This is a genomic window from Curtobacterium sp. HSID17257 (genome assembly GCF_003989515.1).
GTDB lineage: Bacteria > Actinomycetota > Actinomycetes > Actinomycetales > Microbacteriaceae > Curtobacterium.
This window is the reverse complement of sequence record NZ_RBLU01000024.1, coordinates 18470-37539: the sequence shown is the minus strand read 5'-3', so window position 1 is coordinate 37539 and position 19070 is coordinate 18470. Positions and strand designations below refer to the sequence as shown.

17 protein-coding genes and 1 pseudogene are annotated in these 19070 nt (G+C 73.1%); 11 read left to right on the top strand and 7 right to left on the bottom strand.

Annotation, left to right across the window (positions count from 1 at the left end; all coding sequences use genetic code 11):
* The 3 genes and pseudogenes from D8M35_RS16565 to D8M35_RS06220 form a co-directional block, all read left to right on the top strand.
* A pseudogene (locus tag D8M35_RS16565) lies at window positions 1-451 on the top strand (hypothetical protein); the annotation flags it as partial.
* Window positions 452-549: 98 nt separating this feature from the next.
* Window positions 550-783, top strand: coding sequence for a hypothetical protein (locus tag D8M35_RS06225; RefSeq protein ID WP_126891056.1), 234 nt, complete (start codon window positions 550-552; stop codon window positions 781-783).
* A gap of 57 nt (window positions 784-840) precedes the next feature.
* Window positions 841-1044: a hypothetical protein gene (locus D8M35_RS06220; RefSeq protein WP_126891055.1), complete on the top strand. Its 204-nt coding sequence runs from the start codon at window positions 841-843 to the stop codon at window positions 1042-1044.
* Between the two features lie 47 nt (window positions 1045-1091).
* On the opposite strand, the gene D8M35_RS06215 is transcribed toward D8M35_RS06220, so the two are convergent.
* The 5 genes from D8M35_RS06215 to D8M35_RS06195 form a co-directional block, all read right to left on the bottom strand.
* Entirely contained in the window at window positions 1092-2030 is a 939-nt protein-coding gene (locus D8M35_RS06215; protein WP_126891054.1) for an aldo/keto reductase family oxidoreductase, read from the bottom strand.
* 144 nt (window positions 2031-2174) lie between these two features.
* Complete coding sequence (gene car, locus D8M35_RS06210) at window positions 2175-5546, bottom strand: carboxylic acid reductase (protein ID WP_126891053.1); 3372 nt, start codon at window positions 5544-5546, stop codon at window positions 2175-2177.
* A gap of 47 nt (window positions 5547-5593) precedes the next feature.
* Entirely contained in the window at window positions 5594-6253 is a 660-nt protein-coding gene (locus D8M35_RS06205) for a 4'-phosphopantetheinyl transferase (RefSeq protein ID WP_126891052.1), read from the bottom strand.
* A gap of 72 nt (window positions 6254-6325) precedes the next feature.
* Window positions 6326-6937: a hypothetical protein gene (locus D8M35_RS06200; RefSeq protein WP_126891051.1), complete on the bottom strand. Its 612-nt coding sequence runs from the start codon at window positions 6935-6937 to the stop codon at window positions 6326-6328.
* A 69-nt stretch (window positions 6938-7006) separates the two neighbouring features.
* Window positions 7007-7762: an SDR family NAD(P)-dependent oxidoreductase gene (locus D8M35_RS06195; protein ID WP_126891050.1), complete on the bottom strand. Its 756-nt coding sequence runs from the start codon at window positions 7760-7762 to the stop codon at window positions 7007-7009.
* Window positions 7763-7796: 34 nt separating this feature from the next.
* On the opposite strand from D8M35_RS06195, the gene D8M35_RS06190 reads away from it, so the two are divergent.
* Window positions 7797-8693 carry a putative RNA methyltransferase gene (locus D8M35_RS06190; protein WP_126891049.1) on the top strand — a complete coding sequence of 299 codons (897 nt, stop codon included), beginning with the start codon at window positions 7797-7799 and terminating at the stop codon, window positions 8691-8693.
* A 4-nt stretch (window positions 8694-8697) separates the two neighbouring features.
* On the opposite strand, the gene D8M35_RS06185 is transcribed toward D8M35_RS06190, so the two are convergent.
* A complete protein-coding gene (locus D8M35_RS06185) occupies window positions 8698-9117 on the bottom strand; it encodes a VOC family protein (protein WP_126891048.1) in 420 nt (139 codons plus the stop codon).
* Window positions 9118-9178: 61 nt separating this feature from the next.
* Between D8M35_RS06185 and D8M35_RS06180 the strand changes: the two genes are divergently transcribed.
* The 5 genes from D8M35_RS06180 (at window position 9179) to kdpC (ending at window position 14861) form a co-directional block, all read left to right on the top strand.
* Window positions 9179-10126, top strand: coding sequence for a YafY family protein (locus D8M35_RS06180; protein WP_126891047.1), 948 nt, complete (start codon window positions 9179-9181; stop codon window positions 10124-10126).
* Window positions 10127-10354: 228 nt separating this feature from the next.
* Entirely contained in the window at window positions 10355-10444 is a 90-nt protein-coding gene (locus D8M35_RS06175) for a potassium-transporting ATPase subunit F (RefSeq protein ID WP_058729515.1), read from the top strand.
* The gene (gene kdpA / locus D8M35_RS06170) at window positions 10444-12129 is read left to right on the top strand and encodes a potassium-transporting ATPase subunit KdpA (RefSeq protein ID WP_126891046.1); all 1686 of its coding nucleotides are present in this window, start codon (window positions 10444-10446) and stop codon (window positions 12127-12129) included. Before D8M35_RS06175 ends, kdpA begins: the two co-directional genes overlap by 1 nt.
* Before the next feature lie 11 nt (window positions 12130-12140).
* A complete protein-coding gene (kdpB, locus tag D8M35_RS06165) occupies window positions 12141-14252 on the top strand; it encodes a potassium-transporting ATPase subunit KdpB (protein WP_126891045.1) in 2112 nt (703 codons plus the stop codon).
* Between the two features lie 3 nt (window positions 14253-14255).
* Entirely contained in the window at window positions 14256-14861 is a 606-nt protein-coding gene (gene kdpC / locus D8M35_RS06160) for a potassium-transporting ATPase subunit KdpC (protein ID WP_126891044.1), read from the top strand.
* 8 nt (window positions 14862-14869) lie between these two features.
* Here the strand turns inward: kdpC and D8M35_RS06155 are convergent, their stop codons facing one another.
* Window positions 14870-15613, bottom strand: coding sequence for an Abi family protein (locus tag D8M35_RS06155; protein ID WP_238638118.1), 744 nt, complete (start codon window positions 15611-15613; stop codon window positions 14870-14872).
* A gap of 251 nt (window positions 15614-15864) precedes the next feature.
* Between D8M35_RS06155 and D8M35_RS06150 the strand changes: the two genes are divergently transcribed.
* Together D8M35_RS06150 and D8M35_RS06145 are read left to right on the top strand one after the other, a co-directional pair.
* On the top strand, window positions 15865-18357 hold the full coding sequence (locus D8M35_RS06150) for an ATP-binding protein (RefSeq protein WP_126891042.1): 2493 nt from the start codon (window positions 15865-15867) through the stop codon (window positions 18355-18357).
* Window positions 18354-19055, top strand: a complete 702-nt coding sequence (locus D8M35_RS06145) for a response regulator (RefSeq protein WP_126891041.1) — start codon at window positions 18354-18356, stop codon at window positions 19053-19055. The genes D8M35_RS06150 and D8M35_RS06145 overlap by 4 nt, the downstream gene beginning before the upstream one ends.
* The last annotated feature ends 15 nt before the right edge of the window (window positions 19056-19070 follow it).

The window sequence follows — 19070 nt, the reverse complement described above, 5'->3', positions numbered from 1 at the left end:
CGTGCTGGCCGGCATCGGCGTCGCGCTCTTCGCCCTGGGCGGCGGGGACGACCCCGCTCCGGCGCCGACCGGATCCTCGTCACCGACGGAACAGCAGACGAGCGAGCCGGACCAGCAGCCGAGCCAGGAGCAGCAGCCGAGCGAGCCCGAGCAGGAGCCGAGTCAGCCCGAGCAGCAGCCCAGCCAGGAGCAGCAGCCGAGCGAGCCCGCGGAGGAACCGAGCCAGCCCGCCGACGACCCGACCGTCGGTCCCCAGCCGGGCGGCCCGGCGTCGAACCCCGTCGAGGCACCTCAGGGCGGTCAGGGCACCAGCGGCAACGGCAACGGCAACGGCAACGGTCCCGGGAGCAACAGCGGCAAGGGCAAGGGGGCCGGCGCGGCGGACACGACGGTCGACACCACGGTCGGGTCGCTCACCGAGGGGCCGGCGAAGGGTCCCGGCCGGGGCTGACCCGTTCGCGGCCGGGTACCCGAGTCCGGTGCGGGACGCGGTGGGCGGACATCGTCCACCGCGCCTCCACCGACCGGGAGCACGCTCGGGTCATGTCGATGAGCACACCGTTCGATCCGCAGCAGCCCGGTGCCGACCAGCTCGGAGCCGACCTCCCCGTGGACGGGAGCGACCAGACCGAGACCGAGGAGGACCGCGGCGCCGACGTCGGCCCCGACTCGGTCGACCCGTCGGTCTCACCCGCCCCGCACGAGGACGAGGACGAGGCCGGCGGTGGCCCGGTCTTCCGCCGACCCGAGGCGGGCGACCGGCTGCACCCCGACGACCTCTGACGGACACCGTCGAGGCCTGACACCTCGCTGCCAGCCGCGGGCGGCAAGCTCGTCCGCATGTCGTTCGCGAACGCGTGGGACCCGTCGAAGGGTCGCGCCATCCCAGAGGACCAGGCCACCGAGGACGGGCTCGAGCTCGACGAGGACTCCGCCGCCGAGCTCGGCATCTCGTTCGGCGTCGTGGGCGGAGCATCGGCCGACCCGACCCGGGTGTCACCCGTCGACGTCCGCGTGCCGAGCGCCCCGACCGCCGACGACTGACCCTCGGCGGTCGGGCCGGAACCCGGCCCGGCCGCCCCGATCCCCGGTCAGGGGACGGTGTGCCCCGCCGCCGTCAGGACGCGGTACCACTCCTCGCGCGAGAGCTCGACGTCCGAGCCCGCGGCCGAGTCCCGCACGCGCTGCGGGTTCGTCGTGCCGAGGACGACCTGGAAGTGCGCGGGGTGGCGGGTGATCCACGCCACCGCGATGCCGGTCGGGGTCACGCCGTGCGCCGACGCGAGCTCCTCGAGCACGTCGTTCAGCTCGGCGTACTGCTCGCGGTCGCCGAGGAAGACGCCGTCGAAGAAGCCCTTCTGGAACGGCGACCACGCCTGCAGCGTCACGTCGTTCAGGCGTGCGTGGTTGAGGATGTCGTTGTCGCGGTCGATCGACTGGTCGAGACCGGCCATGTTCGCCGTCAGTCCCTGGGTGATGACGTTGGCGTGCGTGATGCTCAGCTGTACCTGGTTGAACGCGAGCGGCTGCCGCACGGACCGCTTGAGCAGCTCGACCTGACCCGGTGTGTGGTTCGAGACCCCGAAGTGGTGCACCTTGCCGGCGGCGTGCAGCTCGTCGAACGCGCGGGCGACCTCCTCGGGCTCCACGAGCGCGTCGGGGCGGTGCAGGAGCAGCACGTCGACGTAGTCGGTGCGCAGTGCCTCGAGCGATTCGTGCACGGACTCGATGATGTGCTCGTACGAGAAGTCGAAGTACGCGCCGTCCGGCGTCGGGCGGATGCCGACCTTGGTCTGCAGCTGGATCGCGGCACGCTCGGACGGCGACAGGGTGACGGCCGACCCGAAGCGCTGCTCGCACCCGTGCCAGACCCCGTACACGGCGGCGTGGTCGAACATCGTGACGCCCGCGTCGCGCGAGGCGGTGTAGAGCTCGCGGATGTCCTCGTCGCTCATGTCGTTGATCCGCATGAGGCCGACGACGACGTCGGACGCGGTGAGGTCGGTCTGTGGCAACTCCAGTGTCTTCACGTGCTCGATCCTGCCAGCAGCTCGCCGTGCGCAGACAGGCCCTGCCGGTGCCCGTCGGGGCGGGCCCGGCAGGGGCGTCCGGCGTGAGCGGGTGACGGACGGGAGGCGCGGTGTCGGACCGGCACCGAGCCTCCCGTCCGGTGCTCAGCGCGTGGGCGACGCGACCGGGCCGAGCAGGCCGAGGAACGTCAGGTCGTCCGCCACCTTGGTGATGAGCGCGTGGTCGAGCGACGGGACGTCCGGCGACCCGAGCGGGCGCACCGCCCGCACGGCCGCCGTGAACGCGTCGGCGGGGATCGCGGACCCGGCGTGCGGAGCCTCCGGCACCGCGAAGGCGTGCAGCAGCGGGAGCACGGAGCGCGCGCGGTCCTCGTCCGGCAGCGCCTCGAGCGCCGACCGGAACCGGTCGACCCACTCGGCGTGGTCCTCGATGCGTTCGATCGCGTGCCCGTCCTCGACCAGCCAGTCGACGAAGGTGTCGAGCGAGACACCGTCGTCGTGCGGGTTGACGACGTTGAACGTCCGGTGACCGTCGACCACGGACGCGCCGATGGCGTCGATCGCTGCGGCCGTGAAGTCGGCGGGCAGGCCGTCGTAGTGCGACCGCTGCACCCGGCCGTCCGGGGTCCGCTGCACGAAGGACCCGGGTGCCAGCCCGGTCGCGAGCACGCTCCAGACCAGGCGCGTGAACACGTCCGGCAGGTTCACCTGGCCGCGCCAGCGCGGGTGCGCCAGGACCATGTCGGAGCGGAACACCGCGACCGGGACCCCGTGCTGCTCGTGCGCCTCGCGGAGCAGCACCTCGCTCGCCCACTTGCTCGCGCCGTAACCGTTCGCGTACTCGTCGGCGACCGTCCACTCGGGGATCGTCGACCGGATGTCGGCCCGTTCGTCGAGTGCCGCGGGGGCGTCGGGGGCGACGTCCTCGGACGCGCTCGGGCGGGCTCCGCCGGCGACCGCGACGCTCGACACGAAGGTGACGGGGACGCTCCCGGCGGCGATCGCGAGTCGGACAACCTCGGCGGTGCCGACGACGTTGGGCCCGAACAGTGCGGAGTACGGCAGGACGTGGTTCACCAGGGCGGCGGCGTGCGCGACGAGGTCCACCCGTGTGGCGAGGTCCTCCCACCGCGGTTCCTCGAGGCCGAGCAGGCGCTCGCTGACGTCGCCCGCGACCACCTCGAGCGCCCCCGAGAGCTCGGCGAACCGGTCGGCGAACGCGGGATCGGCCGCGAACGCGGCGTCCAGTCGACGACGGGCAGCGGCGTCGTCCGAGCCGCGCACGACGCAGACCAGCGTGCCGCCGACCGGTGCGAGCCGTTCGAGCCAGTCCATCGCGGTGAAGCGGCCGAGGTAGCCGTTCGCGCCGCTGAGCAGGACGGTGCGGGGCCCGTCCGGGGTGGTGCGGGGCGCGCGTGCGACCGGCTCGGGGACCGCGCCGAGCAGGCGGTCCACCCGCAGGTCCGACGCGCGCAGCACCGCCGGGTCCGCGCCGTGCACGCGGGCGACGGTCGGGCGGTCGTCGGTGGCCGATCGCTCGACGTACGCGGCTACGGCGGCGAGGTCGTTCGTCGGGTCGGTGATGACGCCGACGGGCACCTCGGTCTCGAAGACGTCCTCGAGGACCCCGGAGAACGTCAGGGCCGACAGTGAGTCACCGCCGAGGTCCGAGAACCGCGCGGCCGACGCGGCTGCCGTGCTGACCTCGGCGCCCAGCAGGTCACGGGCGGCACGGACGACCGTGTCGACGGTCGGTTCGTCGCCGACGTGCTCGCGCAGCGTGGCGACGAGGGTGCCGCTCTGCTGCTCGGCGGCCGCGTCGTAGAGCGCGGCGAACCGGTCCCCGTAGCGGGCGGTGACCCGGGGACGGAGGAGCTTGCGGGCATCGGAGAGCATGCCGTTGTCGACCGTGAAGGGGTCCGGTTCGACGACGATCGCTCGGGGCACCTCGTACGGGGCGAGCCCGTGCGCGCGGGCGGTGCGCTGCAGGGCGGCGAGCAGGTCGCCCTCCGTGGCCTCCGGGTCGACGGGCACGACGACCGCGACGAGGAACGCGTGCCTGCTGTCCCCGTGCAGGGCGATCTGCCGGACCTCCGGCGTCCCACCGTAGGTCGCCTCGAGTGCGGAGACCGCGACGAACTCGCCCTGCGAGAGCTTGATGACGTTGTTCCGACGGTCGAGGTACTCGTACGTGTCCGGACCGGTCTGCGCCATCACGTCGCCGGTCCGGTAGAACCCGTCCTCGTCGAACACCGCGGCGGTGACGTCCGGGCGACGGAAGTACCCGGGGATCACCGCGGTGCTCCGCACGAGCAGCTCGCCCCGCGGGTGCGGTCGGTCGGTGGTGCGGTAGCCGAGCTCGGGGACGTCGACGAGCTTGTGCTCGGTGACCGGCGGCTGCTGCACCACGCCGTCGCGCAGGATGCTGCCCGCCTCGGTCGAGCCGTACAGGTCGTGCAGCGGGACGCCGAGGCACGCCTCGAGGTACGTGCGGAGCTCGGGCGTGAGCGGGGCGCTGGCGCACACGGCCTGCCGGACGCGACCGCCGAAGGCACGCGTCCGGAGGTCGTCCTGCACCTGTGCACGCACGGCCGCGGCGTCGGTCGCGCCAGCGGCTCCGGTCGCGCCGGCGGTGAGTCGTCGCTGCTCCTCGCGGGCGCCCTCCTGGCGGACCATCTCGGCGATCCGCGGGACGAGGACGAGCTCGGTCGGCGCGTAGACCCGGAGGTCCTCGAACAGGGCCGACAGGTCGGTCGAGGTCGCGAGCGCCACGGTGCCGCCGCGACCGAGCGTGGCGAGCAGCGCGGCGCGACCGGTCAGGTGGCTCAGCGGCAGGTAGGCGTAGCCGACGGTCACCGCGCCCGGGTGGTCCGGCGGCAGTGCGTGCCAGAGCCGCTCGACCATGGACCGCGTGTACATCGCGCCCTTCGGGGTCCCGGTGCTGCCCGAGGTGTACAGCAGCAGGGCGAGGGGGTCCTCGTCGGGTGCCGGTCGCCACGGGGTCGGCTGCGGCCGGTCGCGGCCCCGCGCCACCAGGTCGGCGAGCGTCGGCAGCGCTGCCGCATCGTCGGTGCCCTCGGCACCGGTCGCGCCGCCGGCCGCACCCGCCGTGTCGAGCAGGACGGTGCGGACCTCGGCTGCTGCCGCGTCGGTGACCGCCCGGGCCGTCGCTGCCTGGTCGGCGGTGACGCCCAGCCACACCGGCGTCGTCTCGTCGACGATCGCACGGAGCTGCTCGACGGGCGCACTCGTCTGCAGCGGCACGCTCACCGCGCCGAGCACCGAGCACGCGAGCTCGAGGGTCACGACGTCGGCGCTCGGGGGACCGAGCACCGCGATCCGGTCACCCGGGGCCACGGTCTCGCCGAGCACCGCCGCGAGGGCCCGCGCACGGTCGCGGAGCTCCCGGAAGCTCGTGTCGGTGACGACGTCGCCGTCCCGCTGTCGGAGCGCCGTTCGGTCGGCGTACCGGTCGAACACCGCCTCGACGGAGGTGTCCTCGTCCTGCTGCACCATGGTGGTTCCCTTCCTCGTTCGTCCGACGCGCCCCCGCGCGCGGCGTCTCAGCGCGCGGCGAGCACGATGCCCGCACGCGCCGTCCCCCGGTCAACTGCCCACCGTCCCGTCGCCGCGAACGCCGGGCCGCGACGCGCGCTCGCCGTGAAGGTCCCGTCCGGGCGCAGCTCCACGTGGGCGCCGTCGATGCCGAACCAGCCGTCGTGCGCGGTCGAGCGGGCCTTGGCGACGGCCTCGGTCGCGGCGAGCAGGACGCTGTCCGGACTCTCAACACCGGTTCGCCGGAGCGCGGCGAGACCTCGTGCGACACGGTCGTCCGCGACGTCGGCGACGCGTCGGAGCACTCCCGGCGGCAGGGGACGTGCAGGCGTGGCATCGATGCCGATGCCGGCGTGCTCGTCGCGCCGGGCGACGGCGCAGGCGCGCACGCCGGGGCAGTGGGTGATCGTGCCGACCACGCCGTCGGGCCAGCGGGGAGCCCCGCTCCGGCCCACGGGCAGTGCCGTCACCGGGGTGCCGATCGCCGTCAGGGCAAGGCGGGCGAGCAGGCGGCCGGTGCGGAACTCGGCACGCCGCGACGGGACGGCACGGGCGATCGCCGCGCGTTCGTCGTCGGCGAGCGGGCCGCTCAGGTCGTGGTCGACGGCAGCGGTGACCACCGCGGCGGGGAGCAGCCCCACCCAGTCGGTCCCGCCTCGAAGTTGCACATTGCAATCAGACGCCCGGAAGCTCCGAGTCCCCCGGACGGGGCACGTCCTCGAGGGGCCGGGCGGCGTCCGTCAGGCGGGCAGCACCGCGACGACGACCGAGCGGTCGCCCCAGGTCGCGGTCAGTGTCTCGCCGTCCGGCACGGGGAGACCGATCACCCGCAGCACGACGAGGTCGCCGTGACCCGTGCGCACCGTCGTCTCGGTCCCGTCGGTGCTGGCCGCGACCGACGTCACCGTGGGGGAGTCCGGCGCCGATCCGCTGCCGACCGCCGTGCCCTCCTTGTCGAGCCGTCCGGAGCCGTCGGCGCGCTCGAGCTCCGCCTCGTGCCCGCCGGTGGCGATCGCGCGACGCAGGACGTCGGCGTACACCGGGTCCGCGACGGCGTCGTACACCCAGCGCTGCCCGAGCACGGAGTGGTGCATCTCGCACACCAGGGAGCCCCGGGCGCCGTCGAGCGGAGCGCCGCGGTAGGTCAGCGGCGTGTGCAGGAGCCGTCCCTCGGGCGTCCGCACGATGATCTCCTCGACGCCGACCTCGCCCTCGGGGTCGTCGAACCGGAAGCGGGTGACGACCTCGACGGCGGCACCGGCGGTGAGTCCGCTCCACGGCTGCGCGGGCAGCCAGGCGGCGAGGGCCTCGGCCTTGGACGGTCGGAGTTCTGCGCGGTGGATGACGGCCATGCACCGACGCTACCGAGCACACCTCGGCTTCCACCGTCGGCCCGCCGCACGGCGGTCAGTGCACGGGCGTCAGTGCACCGAGAAGCCGCCGTCGACCGCGATCGACTGGCCCGTGACGTACGCGGAGCCCGGTCCGGCCAGGAACACCGCCGCGGCCGCGAAGTCCGACGGCTCGCCGTTGCGCCCGACGAGCGTGCGCGCGGCGAGCGCGGCGACCCGCTCCGGGTCGGCGGACAGCCGCCTGTTGAGCGCGGTCTGCACGAAGCCGGGGACCAGGACGTTCGAGGTGACCCCGCTGCCCGACCAGGCCTCCGCCTGGGAGCGCGCCAGTGCCTCCAGGCCGGCCTTCGACACCCCGTACGCGCCGCTCGCAGCGAAGGGGCGGTGCGCCTGCTGGGAGCTGATGCCGATGATGCGGCCGTACCCCCGTGCGGCCATGCCGGGCGCGAGCCGCTGACCGAGCACGAAGGGTGCGTCGAGGTTGACGGCCATCGTCGCGTCCCACGTGCCCTCGTCGAGGTCGGGCATCGGCGGCCGCAGGTTGATGCCGGCCGAGTTGACGAGGACGTCCACCTCGCCGACGGCGTCCGCGAGCGCGTGGGCTCCCGACCGGGTCGACAGGTCCGCGACGACGCCGACGGCGGACCCGCCGCCGGTGGTGATCGTCGCAACGTTCTCGTCGATCGCGTCCCGCGTGCGCGCCGCGACCACCACGTGGGCGCCCGCGTCCGCGAGGGCGAGCGCGATCGCCCGACCGATGCCGGAACTGCCCCCGGTGACCAGTGCACGACGTCCGTCGAGGCCGAAGAGCTGCTCCAGTGCCATCCGGCCAGGCTACCGACGCCCGTACGCTGGGACGGTGCGCGACGACCTGCTCCCCGTGCTCGCCTGCCCCGTCTGCGCCGAGCCCCTCGTCCGTGTCGACGGCGGGCAGGTCGGCTGCGCCACCGGACACCGGTTCGACGAGGCGAAGCAGGGCCACCTCACGCTCCTGCCCGCGAAGCGTCGCGCCCTGACCGCGGACACCCCGGAGATGGTCGACGCGCGGATCCGGTTCCTCGGTCGCGGGCACTACGCGCCGGTCGAGCGGGCGCTCGCCGCGGTGGTCGCAGCGACCGAGGCGCCGGGCGTCGTGCTCGACGTCGGCTCCGGCCCGGGCACGTACCTGGCGCACGTGCTGGATGCGGACGGACCGGACGAGACCGCATCGGACGCGACCGCGCCGGACGGGAGGCCCGACTCGCCTCCGGCAGGCGCCGTCACTGCCCGCCTCGGGGTCGCGCTGGACCTGTCCGCGGTCGCGATCCGACGGGCGGCCCGCGTCCACCCGCGGGCGGGAGCGGTCGTCGGGGACGTCACCGAGCGCCTCCCGGTCGTCGACGACGCGGCGGCCGTCGTGCTGGACGTCTTCGCCCCGCGCAACCAGCGGGAGTACGCCCGGGTGCTGCACCCGGCGGGCGTGCTCGCCGTGGTGACGCCGCGGACCGGGCACCTCGCGGAGCTGGCCGAGGCGACCATCGCCGTCGACCCGGAGAAGGAGCGGCGGCTGCGGGACTCGCTCGAGCCGACCTTCGCGCTGCGGTCGTCCGAGGACCTGACCTGGACGATGGACCTGTCCGCGGCGGACGTGCACGACGTCGTGCACATGGGCCCGAGCCACCACCACGTCGACCCGGGCAGGGTGTTCGCCCCGACGACCGTGACGGCCGCCGTGACGGTCAGCACGTGGACGGTCGCCGGACCGCCCACGTGCTGAGGGCTCAGCCCTGCGGCGCCGCGACGTCGAACTGCCACACGACGCCGAACCGGTCGCGGAGCTGTCCGGCGAGCGGGGCCCACGGCGACGGGGCGAGGGGCTGTCGCACCTCGGCACCGTCGGACAGTGCCTCCCAGTAGCGGGTGACCTCGTCGGCGTCGTCGCCGTGCACGAAGACGTAGAAGGCGTTCGCGCCCTGGTCGTACGGCTGGTCCGGCCAGACGTCGAACGCCATGATGCGGAAGCCGGCGTCGGTCGCGACCTGGCCGAAGACGATGCGGTCCGCCCAGGCGGGGTCCTGGGACGCGCCCATCTGGCCGTACGTCGCGGCGGTGACGGTGCCGCCGAACGCGGACGCCCAGAAGTCCAGGGCCTCGCGTGCCTGTCCGTCGAAGTTGATGTGGGTTGTGGTCTCGATGCTCATGGGTCGAGTGTCACGGGCGTTGCGGTCAGATCGTGACCGCTTCTCGGACGAGGATGGTGGCATGGCCGGCCCCTCCTCGCGCATGCTCGCCCTGCTCTCGCTGCTGCAGGTGCACCGTGAGTGGACGGGCGACGAGCTCGCCGGCCGCCTGACCGTCAGCCCCCGGACGCTCCGTCGTGACGTCGATCGACTCCGTGAGCTCGGCTACCGCATCGACTCGGTCCGCGGACCGGCCGGCGGCTACCGCCTCGCCGCCGGATCGGACCTGCCGCCGCTGCTGTTCGACGACGACCAGGCCGTGGCGATCGCGCTCGCGCTCGCGGTCGCCCCGGCCTCCGGGGCCGACATCGCCGAGTCCGCCGTCCGAGCGCTGGCGACGGTCCGGCAGGTGATGCCCGACCGGCTCCGGCAACGCGTCGACCTGGTGGACGCCGTCGTCGGGTCGTCCGGCCCGCGCGTCGACCCCGACGTGCTGGTGGCCGTCAGCGAGGCGGTGCACCGGCGCGAGGTCCTGCGCTTCGGGTACGGCGAGCGGGACACCCCGCACCGCGTCGAGCCGCACGCGGTCGTCGCCCGGTACGGCCGGTGGTACCTGCTGGCCTGGGACCCCGAGCACGAGGACTGGCGCACGTACCGCGTCGACCGGATCGCCCCGCGGATGCGCACCCGGTTGCCGTTCGCGCCGCGACCCGTACCCGGCGAGGACGCGGCGGCGTTCGTGTCGGCCCGGTTCAAGGGCTCCGACCACGACGACGCGTGGCCGTGCAGGGGCACCGTCTCACTCAGCGCTGCCGACGCCGCGCGGATCGTCCCGTTCCTGCCCGAGGACGCCGCGCTCGGCCGGACGGAGAACGGGCGACGGCCGCTGACGCTCGGGTCCTGGTCGTGGGACGGGCTCGCCGGCGCGGTCGCCGGACTGACGGTGCCGTTCGTGGTCGAGGGGCCGGACGAACTGCGGGCTGCTGTCCAGCGGGCGGCGGAGCGCCTCGGGACAGCAGCGCTCCGTTAGGGCGGTGCACGCGTCCGTCAGGACGCCGTCAGGATTGCGTTAGGACCGGCCTGGAGGCACACGGCCGGATCCAGCATCGGTACCGCACCACACGTGGTGCGGTCCGCGCCGCCCGGCGTCGGACCCGCAGCAACCAACGGAGTCCTTCGTGTTCGACGTCTTCGTCGTCGCCGGTGTCCTCGCCGTGTTCGGTGTCGTGGCACTCATCGCCAAGGGGGTGGAGCGGCTGTGATCGTCGTCACCATCGCCGCCGCCGTCCTCGGCATCGCCTCGGTCGTCTACCTCGTGTGGGCGCTCGTGCACCCGGAGCGGTTCTGATGAGCGCTGCCGACACCTGGGCCGGGATCGCCCAGGTCGCCACCCTCGTCCTGCTCCTGGTGGTCGCGTACCGCCCGGTCGGCGACTGGATGGCGCGTGTCTACACACCCACGAAGCACGCCCGCATCGAGCGCGGCGTCTACCGCGTGATCGGTGTCGACCCCGACGCCGAGCAGTCCTGGCCGGCGTACCTGCGCGGCGTGCTGCTCTTCAGCGCCGTCGGCGTGCTGCTCGTCTACCTGCTGCAGCGCATCCAGGTCGTGCTGCCCGGCGACCTCGGGTTGCCGAACGTCGGTCCGTCGCTCGCGTTCAACACCGCCGCGTCCTTCGTCGCGAACACCAACTGGCAGTCGTACTCGCCCGAGGCGACCGTCGGCTACTCCGCGCAGATGGCGGGCCTGGCGGTGCAGAACTTCCTGTCCGCCGCGGTCGGACTGGCGGTCGCCGTGGCGCTGGTGCGCGGGTTCGCGCGTCGGAAGAGCGGCACGCTCGGCAACGTGTGGGTCGACGTCGTCCGCGGCACCGGCCGGCTGCTGCTCCCCGGCGCCTTCGTCTTCGCGATCGTCCTCGTCGCCGGCGGCGTCGTGCAGTCGTGGGGCAGCGGCACGGACATCACCACGCTCGCGGGTGGCACCCAGCACATCCCCGACGGCTTCGTCGCGTCGCAGGAGGCGATCAAGGAGCTCGGCACGAACGGCGGCGGGTACTTCAACGCGAACTCGGCGCACCCGTTCGAGAACCCGCAGGCGTGGACGAACCTCGTCGAGGTCTTCCTCATGCTCGTCATCCCGTTCTCGCTGCCCCGTACGTTCGGGCGGCTCGTCGGCGACGACCGTCAGGGGTACGCGATCCTCGCGGTCATGGGCGCGATCTTCCTCGTGTCGCTCTCGGTGATGTCGATCGCGGAGCTCGCCGGCGGCGGCAGCGCCACGCAGGCGGCCGGTGCGGCGCTGGAGGGCAAGGAGATGCGCTTCGGGATCCTCGGCACGACGCTCTTCGGCACGACCTCGACCGCCACGTCGACCGGCGCGGTCAACGGCATGTTCGACAGCTTCACGCCGATCGGCGGCATGATGGCGCTCCTCAACATGATGCTCGGCGAGATCAGCCCCGGCGGCGTCGGCTCCGGCCTGTACGGCATGCTCGTGCTCGCCGTGATCACGGTGTTCATCGGTGGACTGCTCGTCGGCCGGACCCCGGAGTACCTCGGCAAGAAGATCCGCGCCCGCGAGATGACCTTCGCCGCGCTGTACATCCTCGTCACGCCGACGCTGGTGCTGCTGGGCACCGGACTGTCCCTGGTGATCCCGGGCGTCCGCGAGCAGGTCCTCGGCACGAGCATCTTCAACCCCGGCAACCACGGGCTGTCCGAACTGCTCTACGCCTTCACGTCGGGCGCCAACAACAACGGCTCGGCGTTCGGTGGACTCACCGCGAACACGACGTGGATGAACTCCGCGCTCGGCGTCGTGATGCTGCTCGGTCGGTTCATCCCGATCGCGCTCGTCCTGGCGCTCGCCGGGTCCCTCGCCGCACAGGACAAGGTGCCCGCGACCGTCGGCACCCTGCCGACGCACCGGCCGCTGTTCGTCGGCCTGCTCGGCGCCGTCGCCGTGATCGTCACCGCCCTCACCTACTTCCCGGTCCTCGCCCTGGGACCCCTCGCCGAAGCGCTCGCACGATGAAAGCCGCATCGATGACACATGACACCACGACCACCGCGACCGCCGAGGCGGAGGCGACCAGTGCCTCCCGGCCGGTCACCCGATCGTCCGCCTTCGGACCCCGACAGCTGGCGGCGGGCCTCCCCGGCGCGCTCCGCAAGCTCGATCCGCGCCTGATGTGGCGCAACCCCGTCATGTTCATCGTCGAGGTCGGCGCCGCGCTCACCACCGTGACCGCGTTCGTCGAGCCGTCGGTGTTCACCGCCGCGATCGCGGTGTGGCTCTGGCTCACCGTCGTCTTCGCCAACCTGGCCGAGGCCGTCGCCGAGGGCCGCGGCAAGGCGCAGGCCGACACCCTGCGGAAGACCCGCTCCACGACCAGCGCCCGCCGGGTGCTCCGGTGGGACGCGTCCGACGCTGCCGCCCTGGCGAACGACACCGAGGAGGTCGCCTCGGTCGACCTCGCGAAGGGTGACGTCGTGGTGGTCGTCGCGGGCGAGGTGATCCCCGGTGACGGCGACGTCGTCGAGGGCATCGCCAGCGTCGACGAGTCGGCGGTCACCGGCGAGTCGGCACCCGTCATCCGCGAGTCCGGCGGCGACCGGAGCGCCGTCACCGGTGGCACCAGGGTGCTGTCCGACCGCATCGTGGTCCGCATCACCTCGACCCCCGGCGAGACCTTCATCGACCGGATGATCCGCCTCGTCGAGGGTGCGGCGCGGCAGAAGACGCCGAACGAGATCGCACTGAACATCCTGCTCGCGTCGCTCTCGATCGTCTTCGTCATCGTCTGCCTGACGATGCAGCCGATCGCGGGGCTCGTCGGGGCGACCGTCAGCGTGCCGGTGCTCATCGCGCTGCTCGTCTGCCTCATCCCGACCACCATCGGCGCGCTGCTCTCCGCGATCGGCATCGCCGGCATGGACCGGCTCGTGCAGCACAACGTGCTGGCGATGTCCGGCCGTGCGGTCGAGGCCGCCGGGGACATCACGACGCTGCTGCTCGACAAGACCGGCACGATCACGTACGGCAACCGCCAGGCCTCGCGGGTGGTGCCCGTCCCGGGCGTCACCGTCGCGACGCTGATGGAGGCCGCCGCCCTGTCGAGCGCCGCGGACAGCACCCCCGAGGGGCGCTCGATCGTCACGCTCGCCGAGCAGGACGGCATCACGCCGGGCACCCCGACGGGTGCGGTCGAGGTGCCCTTCACGGCACAGACCCGCATGTCCGGGCTCGACCTGGCCGACGGGTCGCAGATCCGCAAGGGCGCAGCGGCCGCCGTGCTCGACTGGGCGGGGTCGACCGACGCCGCCGTCGTCGCCGCGATCGACACCGCGGTCGCCGAGATCTCCGACCAGGGCGGCACACCGCTCGTCGTCGGACGCCGCTCGGCCTCGGGAACGGTCGCCCTGCTCGGCGTCGTGCACCTGAAGGACGTCGTGAAGGACGGCATGGCCGAGCGCTTCGCGGAGCTGCGGTCGATGGGCATCCGTACGGTGATGATCACCGGTGACAACCCGCGCACGGCAGCCGCGATCGCCGCCGAGGCCGGCGTCGACGACTTCCTCGCCGAGGCCACGCCCGAGGACAAGCTCGCCTACATCCGCAAGGAGCAGGAGGGCGGGAACCTCGTCGCGATGACGGGTGACGGCACGAACGACGCCCCCACCCTGGCGCAGGCCGACGTCGGCGTCGCGATGAACACCGGCACCACCGCTGCGAAGGAGGCCGGCAACATGGTCGACCTCGACTCCGACCCGACGAAGCTCATCGACGTCGTCCGGATCGGCAAGCAGCTGCTCATCACCCGCGGGGCGCTCACCACGTTCTCGATCGCCAACGACGTCGCGAAGTACTTCGCGATCATCCCGGCGATGTTCCAGGCGGCGTTCCCCGGCCTGGCGGCGCTGAACATCATGGGGCTGCACAGCCCGTCGTCCGCGATCCTGTCGGCCGTCGTGTTCAACGCGCTCGTCATCGTGGCGCTCATCCCGCTGTCGCTGCGCGGCGTCAAGTACCGCGCGGCCTCGGCGTCGTCCGTCCTCGGACGCAACCTGCTCGTCTACGGGCTCGGCGGCGTCATCGTCCCCTTCATCGGCATCAAGGCGATCGACCTCGTGGTCGGTCTCATCCCGGGGTTCTAGACCATGGCTTCCTCATCACGTTCCTTCTTCCGCTCCACCGGTGTGGCCGTGCGCCTCGCCCTGCTCGCCACCGTCGTGCTCGGCGTCGCCTACCCACTCGCGGTGTGGGGCGTCGGCCAGGCGGCCTTCCACGACCAGGCGAACGGCTCGATGGTCACCGACTCGTCCGGGAAGGTCGTCGGCTCGTCCCTGATCGGGCAGTCCTTCTCGGGGAAGGACGCCGACCGCTGGTTCCAGTCGCGTCCGAGTGCCGCGGGCGAGGACGGCTACGACGCGAACGCCTCGTCCGGCTCGAACCTCGGGCCGAACAACCCCGACCTGCTGAAGAGCATCGAGGAGCGCCGGGCCGCCGTGGCGGAGGCCGACGGGGTCAGCGCTGCCGAGGTGCCCGCCGACGCGGTCACGGCCTCGGGCTCCGGCCTCGACCCGGACATCAGCCCGGAGTACGCGTCGCAGCAGGTGGCCCGGGTGGCCGAGGCCCGCGGACTGTCGACCGACGCCGTCCGGGAGCTCGTCGAGCAGCACACCGAGTCCCGGCAGGCCGGGTTCCTCGGCGAGCCGGTCGTGAACGTCCTCGAGCTGAACCTGGCCCTGGCGAAGTCGGCCTGACCGTGCTGTCACGCCCTCGCCCAGGTCGGTCGCCCGCCGAGCCCGTCGACCAGGTCGTCGTGCTCGTCGAGCAGCCGGCGGAGGGCGGCGGTGTGACGGTCGCAGGGTCCGGTCGTCTCGGCGAGGTACGCGAGCAACTCGATCGAGTGCGCGGGCGAGCGCTTCGGCAACCCGTCGAGCCGGCGGAGGAGCTCCAGCGGCGACCGGAAGGTCGGCGGTGGCACCCGGAGTCGACGACCCCACAGTCGCACGTGGTGGGCGCAGCAGTTGCGGACGTGGTTCACGTGCAGCAGGGTCGAGCGGAGCGTCGACGTCGGCACTCGGAACCCTGCTGCGATCTCGGCGCGTGGGGTCGGACCGACACCGCTCGCGAGGCGCACGAGATCCCCGAAGCTGAGTTCCTCAGCGAGCATGCCGAACGGGATGCGCTCGAAGCGGCCGCCCTGCCATGCCGACCGGACGGCGGGCTCGAGCGATCGGTCGAGGACCCGTCGGGCGACTGCGCGGAAGGCAGCGTGGTCGAAGTCGGCGCCGAACGTGCTCGGCGACAGGTACCAGCGCACACCGACGCGTGCCTCGACCGCGACGTCGAGCCGGCCTCGCAGCGCGATCTCGACCTGCTCCGTCAGCGCCATCGCAGCGGATCGGACGGAGCTGTCGAAGGCGTGCGCGCGGAGCACCGCATCGTCGGAAGGCTCGAGGTCGTACTCGACGAGCGCTCGGCGGAACTGCACCGAGCGGTGACGCGACATGCTCACCGGTGTCTGCTGCACGGGGCGGCTCCGAGATCGACTGGTCGTGAGATCTCGGGCGAGCCGACAGCAACTACAGCGTGGGGAACGAACGTCAGCGAGGAAGTACGCCGCCCCGCGTCCGTGGAGGACGCGGGGCGGGAGGTCCCACCCGGTTTGAGGAAGCCGAAGCTCGAGCCTTGGTGGGTGCGTGTCATCAGAATATCAGTGGATCGGTGGCAGGGCAACCTCCCGCGCGAGAGGATGAGCACGTGAAGCGCGGGAAACTCCGGGTGCTGCTCGGCGCCGCTCCGGGTGTCGGCAAGACCTACACGATGCTCGAGGAGGGCCACCGCCTCCGCGCCGAGGGCCGGGACGTCGTGGTCGCCGTCGTCGAGACCCACGAGCGTGCCGCCACCGCAGCCCTGGTCGACGGCCTCGAGCTCGTGCCCCGCCGGGTCGTCGAGCACCGCGGCGTCGCGCTCGACGACATGGACCTCGACGCGGTCGTGGCACGGGCCCCCGACGTCGCCCTCGTCGACGAGCTCGCCCACACGAACGCCCCGGGCAGCCCGAACGGGAAGCGCTGGCAGGACGTCGAGGTGCTCCTCGCCGCCGGCATCAGCGTCATCTCGACGGTGAACATCCAGCACATGCAGTCCCTCGGTGACGTCGTGCGGGAGATCACCGGGACCGTGCAGCGCGAGACCGTCCCCGACGCCGTGGTCCGCGCCGCCGACCAGATCGAGGTCGTCGACCTGTCCCCGGCGTCCCTGCGCGAGCGGCTCTCGGACGGGCTGGTCTACCCGGCCGCCCGCATCGACGCCGCACTCTCGAACTACTTCCGGCTGGGCAACCTCACCGCACTCCGTGAGATCGCCCTGCTCTGGCTCGCCGACGAGGTCGACGACGCGCTCAAGGCCTACCGCGCCGAGCACGGCATCGACCACCGGTGGGAGACCCGGGAGCGCGTGCTCGTCGCGCTCACCGGCGGCCCCGAGGGCGAGACACTGCTCCGCCGCGGTGCCCGCATCGCCGCCCGCAGCGCCGGCGGTGAACTGGCAGCCGTCCACGTCACGACGAACGACGGCCTGCGCGAACGGCACCCCGGGGCGCTCGGCAAGCAGCGCACCCTGCTCGAGCAGCTCGGCGGGACGTACCACCAGGTCGTCGGGGACGACGTCCCGTCCACCCTCGTGCGGTTCGCGAAGTCGGTCGACGCCACGCAGATCGTGATCGGTGTCAGTCGACGGAGCAGGCTCGCCGCAGCGCTCACCGGTCCGGGCATCGGCAACACGGTGGTCCGCGAGTCGGGCGACATCGACGTGCACGTGGTCACGCACGAGCGCGCCGGCGGCGGGTTCGCCCTGCCGAAGCTCGGTGGCAGCCTGTCCCGCGGGCGGATCGCCGCCGCGTTCGCGGTCTCGCTGCTGCTCGGACCGCTGCTGACCTGGCTGCTGTCGCTCGGCAGCGACCCCGACTCGATCACGGTCGACGTGCTGTCGTACCAGCTGCTCGTGCTCGTCGTCGCGCTGACCGGAGGCATGTGGCCGGCGGTCTTCACCGCGGTGCTGTCCGGGCTGAGCCTCGACTACTTCTTCGTGCAACCCCTCTACATGGTCACCGTCCAGCAGCCGTGGCACCTGGTGGCACTCGTCATGTACGTGATCAGCGCCGTGCTGGTCAGCTTCGTGGTCGACCGGTCCGCCCGTCGCAGCCGTGCGGCACGTCGGGCAGCGGCCGAGTCGGGGCTCCTGGTCGGGATCGCGGGCAGCGTGCTCCGCGGTGACGATGCCCTGCAGGCACTGCTCGACCGCACCCGCGAGGCCTTCGGCTTCACCGGCGTGCGCATCCGGCAGGGCGACGAGGTCCCGGCCACGTCCGGGACGTTCGCCGACGGGCCGGACGCGACCACGAGCCTCCCGTCCGGAGCCGTCCTCGAGTTCGCAGGCGCACCCGACGACCCGACCCAGCGCCGACTGCTGCGCGTCGTCGAGCAGCAGCTCGACGCCGCGGTCGAGCACCGGCGGCTCACCCGCACCGCGGTCGACGCGGAGCGGATCGCCGCCGCCGACCGCGTCCGGAGCGCCATCCTCGCTGCCGTCGGGCACGACGTGCGCCGACCGATCGCGGCAGCCTCCGCCGCCGTGCAGACCCTGCACGCCTCCGACATCCAGCTCTCGCCGTCCGACCGGGAGGCACTGCTCACCACCGCCGACGAGAGCCTCCGTCAGCTGGCGGTCCTGCTGGCAGACCTGCTCGACGTCAGCCGCGTGCAGGCCGGGGTCCTCGCCGTCACCCCGCTGCCCACCGCGCTCGAGACGGTCGTCGCCCCCGCACTCGACGAGCTCGAGCTCGGCCCGGACGACGTCGACCTCGACCTGCCCGCCGACCTGCCGCCCGTCCTCGCCGACCCCGGACTGCTGCAGCGCGTCGTGGTGAACCTGCTCGCCAACGCCAGCCGCTACGCGCCGGAGGGCACGCGCGTCCGCATCGCGGCGAGCGCCTTCGGCGGCGGGGTCGAGCTCCGCGTCGCCGACCGCGGCCCCGGCATCCCCGAGGACCGACGCGACGAGGTGTTCCAGCCCTTCCAGCGGCTCGGCGACACCGACAACGAGACCGGTCTCGGCCTCGGACTGGCGCTCGCGCGCGGCTTCACCGAGGGCATGGGCGGCACGATCGAGGTCGACGACACCCCGGGCGGCGGGCTCACCGTCGTCGTGCGGCTGCCGATCGCCGGACACCTGGGAGTGGATGTCAAGTGAGCACGAAGGTCCTCATCGCCGACGACGACGCGCAGCTCGTCCGGGCGCTGTCCGTCACGCTCGCCGCCCGCGGGTACGACGTCGTCACCGCCCGGGACGGCCGGGCCGCGATCGACGCGGTGATCACCGAGCGCCCGGACATCGTGATGCTCGACCTCGGCATGCCCCGGCTCGACGGCATCGGGGTGCTCGACGGCATCCGCGCCTGGTCGCAGGTGCCCGTGCTCGTGCTCTCCGGCCGGACCGACTCGTCGGACAAGGTCGACGCGCTCGACGCCGGGGCGGACGACTACGTGACGAAGCCGTTCCAGATGGACGAGCTGCTCGCCCGGCTCCGTGCGCTCGGTCGGCGGCAGGCGACGGCGGCGGCGAGCGCGGGCGTGACGCCGACGGTGACGATCGGCGACCTCGTGGTGGACCTCGTCGCCAAGCAGGTCACGCCGCCGACCGGGCCGGCGATCCGGCTCACCCCGACCGAGTGGCGCCTGCTCGAGGTCCTCGTCACCAACCCCGGCCGACTGATGACCCGCGAGATGCTCCTGACCGAGGTGTGGGGTCCGACGCACGGCAACGACTCCGGGTACCTGCGGCTCTACATGGCGCAGCTGCGGCGGAAGCTCGAGCCCGAGCCGTCGCACCCCCGGTTCCTCGTGACGGAGTCGGGCATGGGGTACCGGTTCGACCCGAGCGGGGCGTGACGGGCCGTGTCGGGC

Excerpts from the sequence above, each read along its gene's own strand:
- D8M35_RS06225 (WP_126891056.1), top strand. The coding sequence starts at position 550 with ATGAGCACACCGTTCGATCCGCAGCAGCCCGGTGCCGACCAGCTCGGA.
- D8M35_RS06220 (WP_126891055.1), top strand. The coding sequence starts at position 841 with ATGTCGTTCGCGAACGCGTGGGACCCGTCGAAGGGTCGCGCCATCCCA.
- car (WP_126891053.1), bottom strand. The coding sequence starts at position 5,546 with ATGGTGCAGCAGGACGAGGACACCTCCGTCGAGGCGGTGTTCGACCGG.
- D8M35_RS06200 (WP_126891051.1), bottom strand. The coding sequence starts at position 6,937 with ATGGCCGTCATCCACCGCGCAGAACTCCGACCGTCCAAGGCCGAGGCC.
- D8M35_RS06195 (WP_126891050.1), bottom strand. The coding sequence starts at position 7,762 with ATGGCACTGGAGCAGCTCTTCGGCCTCGACGGACGTCGTGCACTGGTC.
- D8M35_RS06185 (WP_126891048.1), bottom strand. The coding sequence starts at position 9,117 with ATGAGCATCGAGACCACAACCCACATCAACTTCGACGGACAGGCACGC.
- D8M35_RS06180 (WP_126891047.1), top strand. The coding sequence starts at position 9,179 with ATGGCCGGCCCCTCCTCGCGCATGCTCGCCCTGCTCTCGCTGCTGCAG.
- kdpA (WP_126891046.1), top strand. The coding sequence starts at position 10,444 with ATGAGCGCTGCCGACACCTGGGCCGGGATCGCCCAGGTCGCCACCCTC.
- kdpB (WP_126891045.1), top strand. The coding sequence starts at position 12,141 with ATGACACATGACACCACGACCACCGCGACCGCCGAGGCGGAGGCGACC.
- kdpC (WP_126891044.1), top strand. The coding sequence starts at position 14,256 with ATGGCTTCCTCATCACGTTCCTTCTTCCGCTCCACCGGTGTGGCCGTG.
- D8M35_RS06155 (WP_238638118.1), bottom strand. The coding sequence starts at position 15,613 with ATGTCGCGTCACCGCTCGGTGCAGTTCCGCCGAGCGCTCGTCGAGTAC.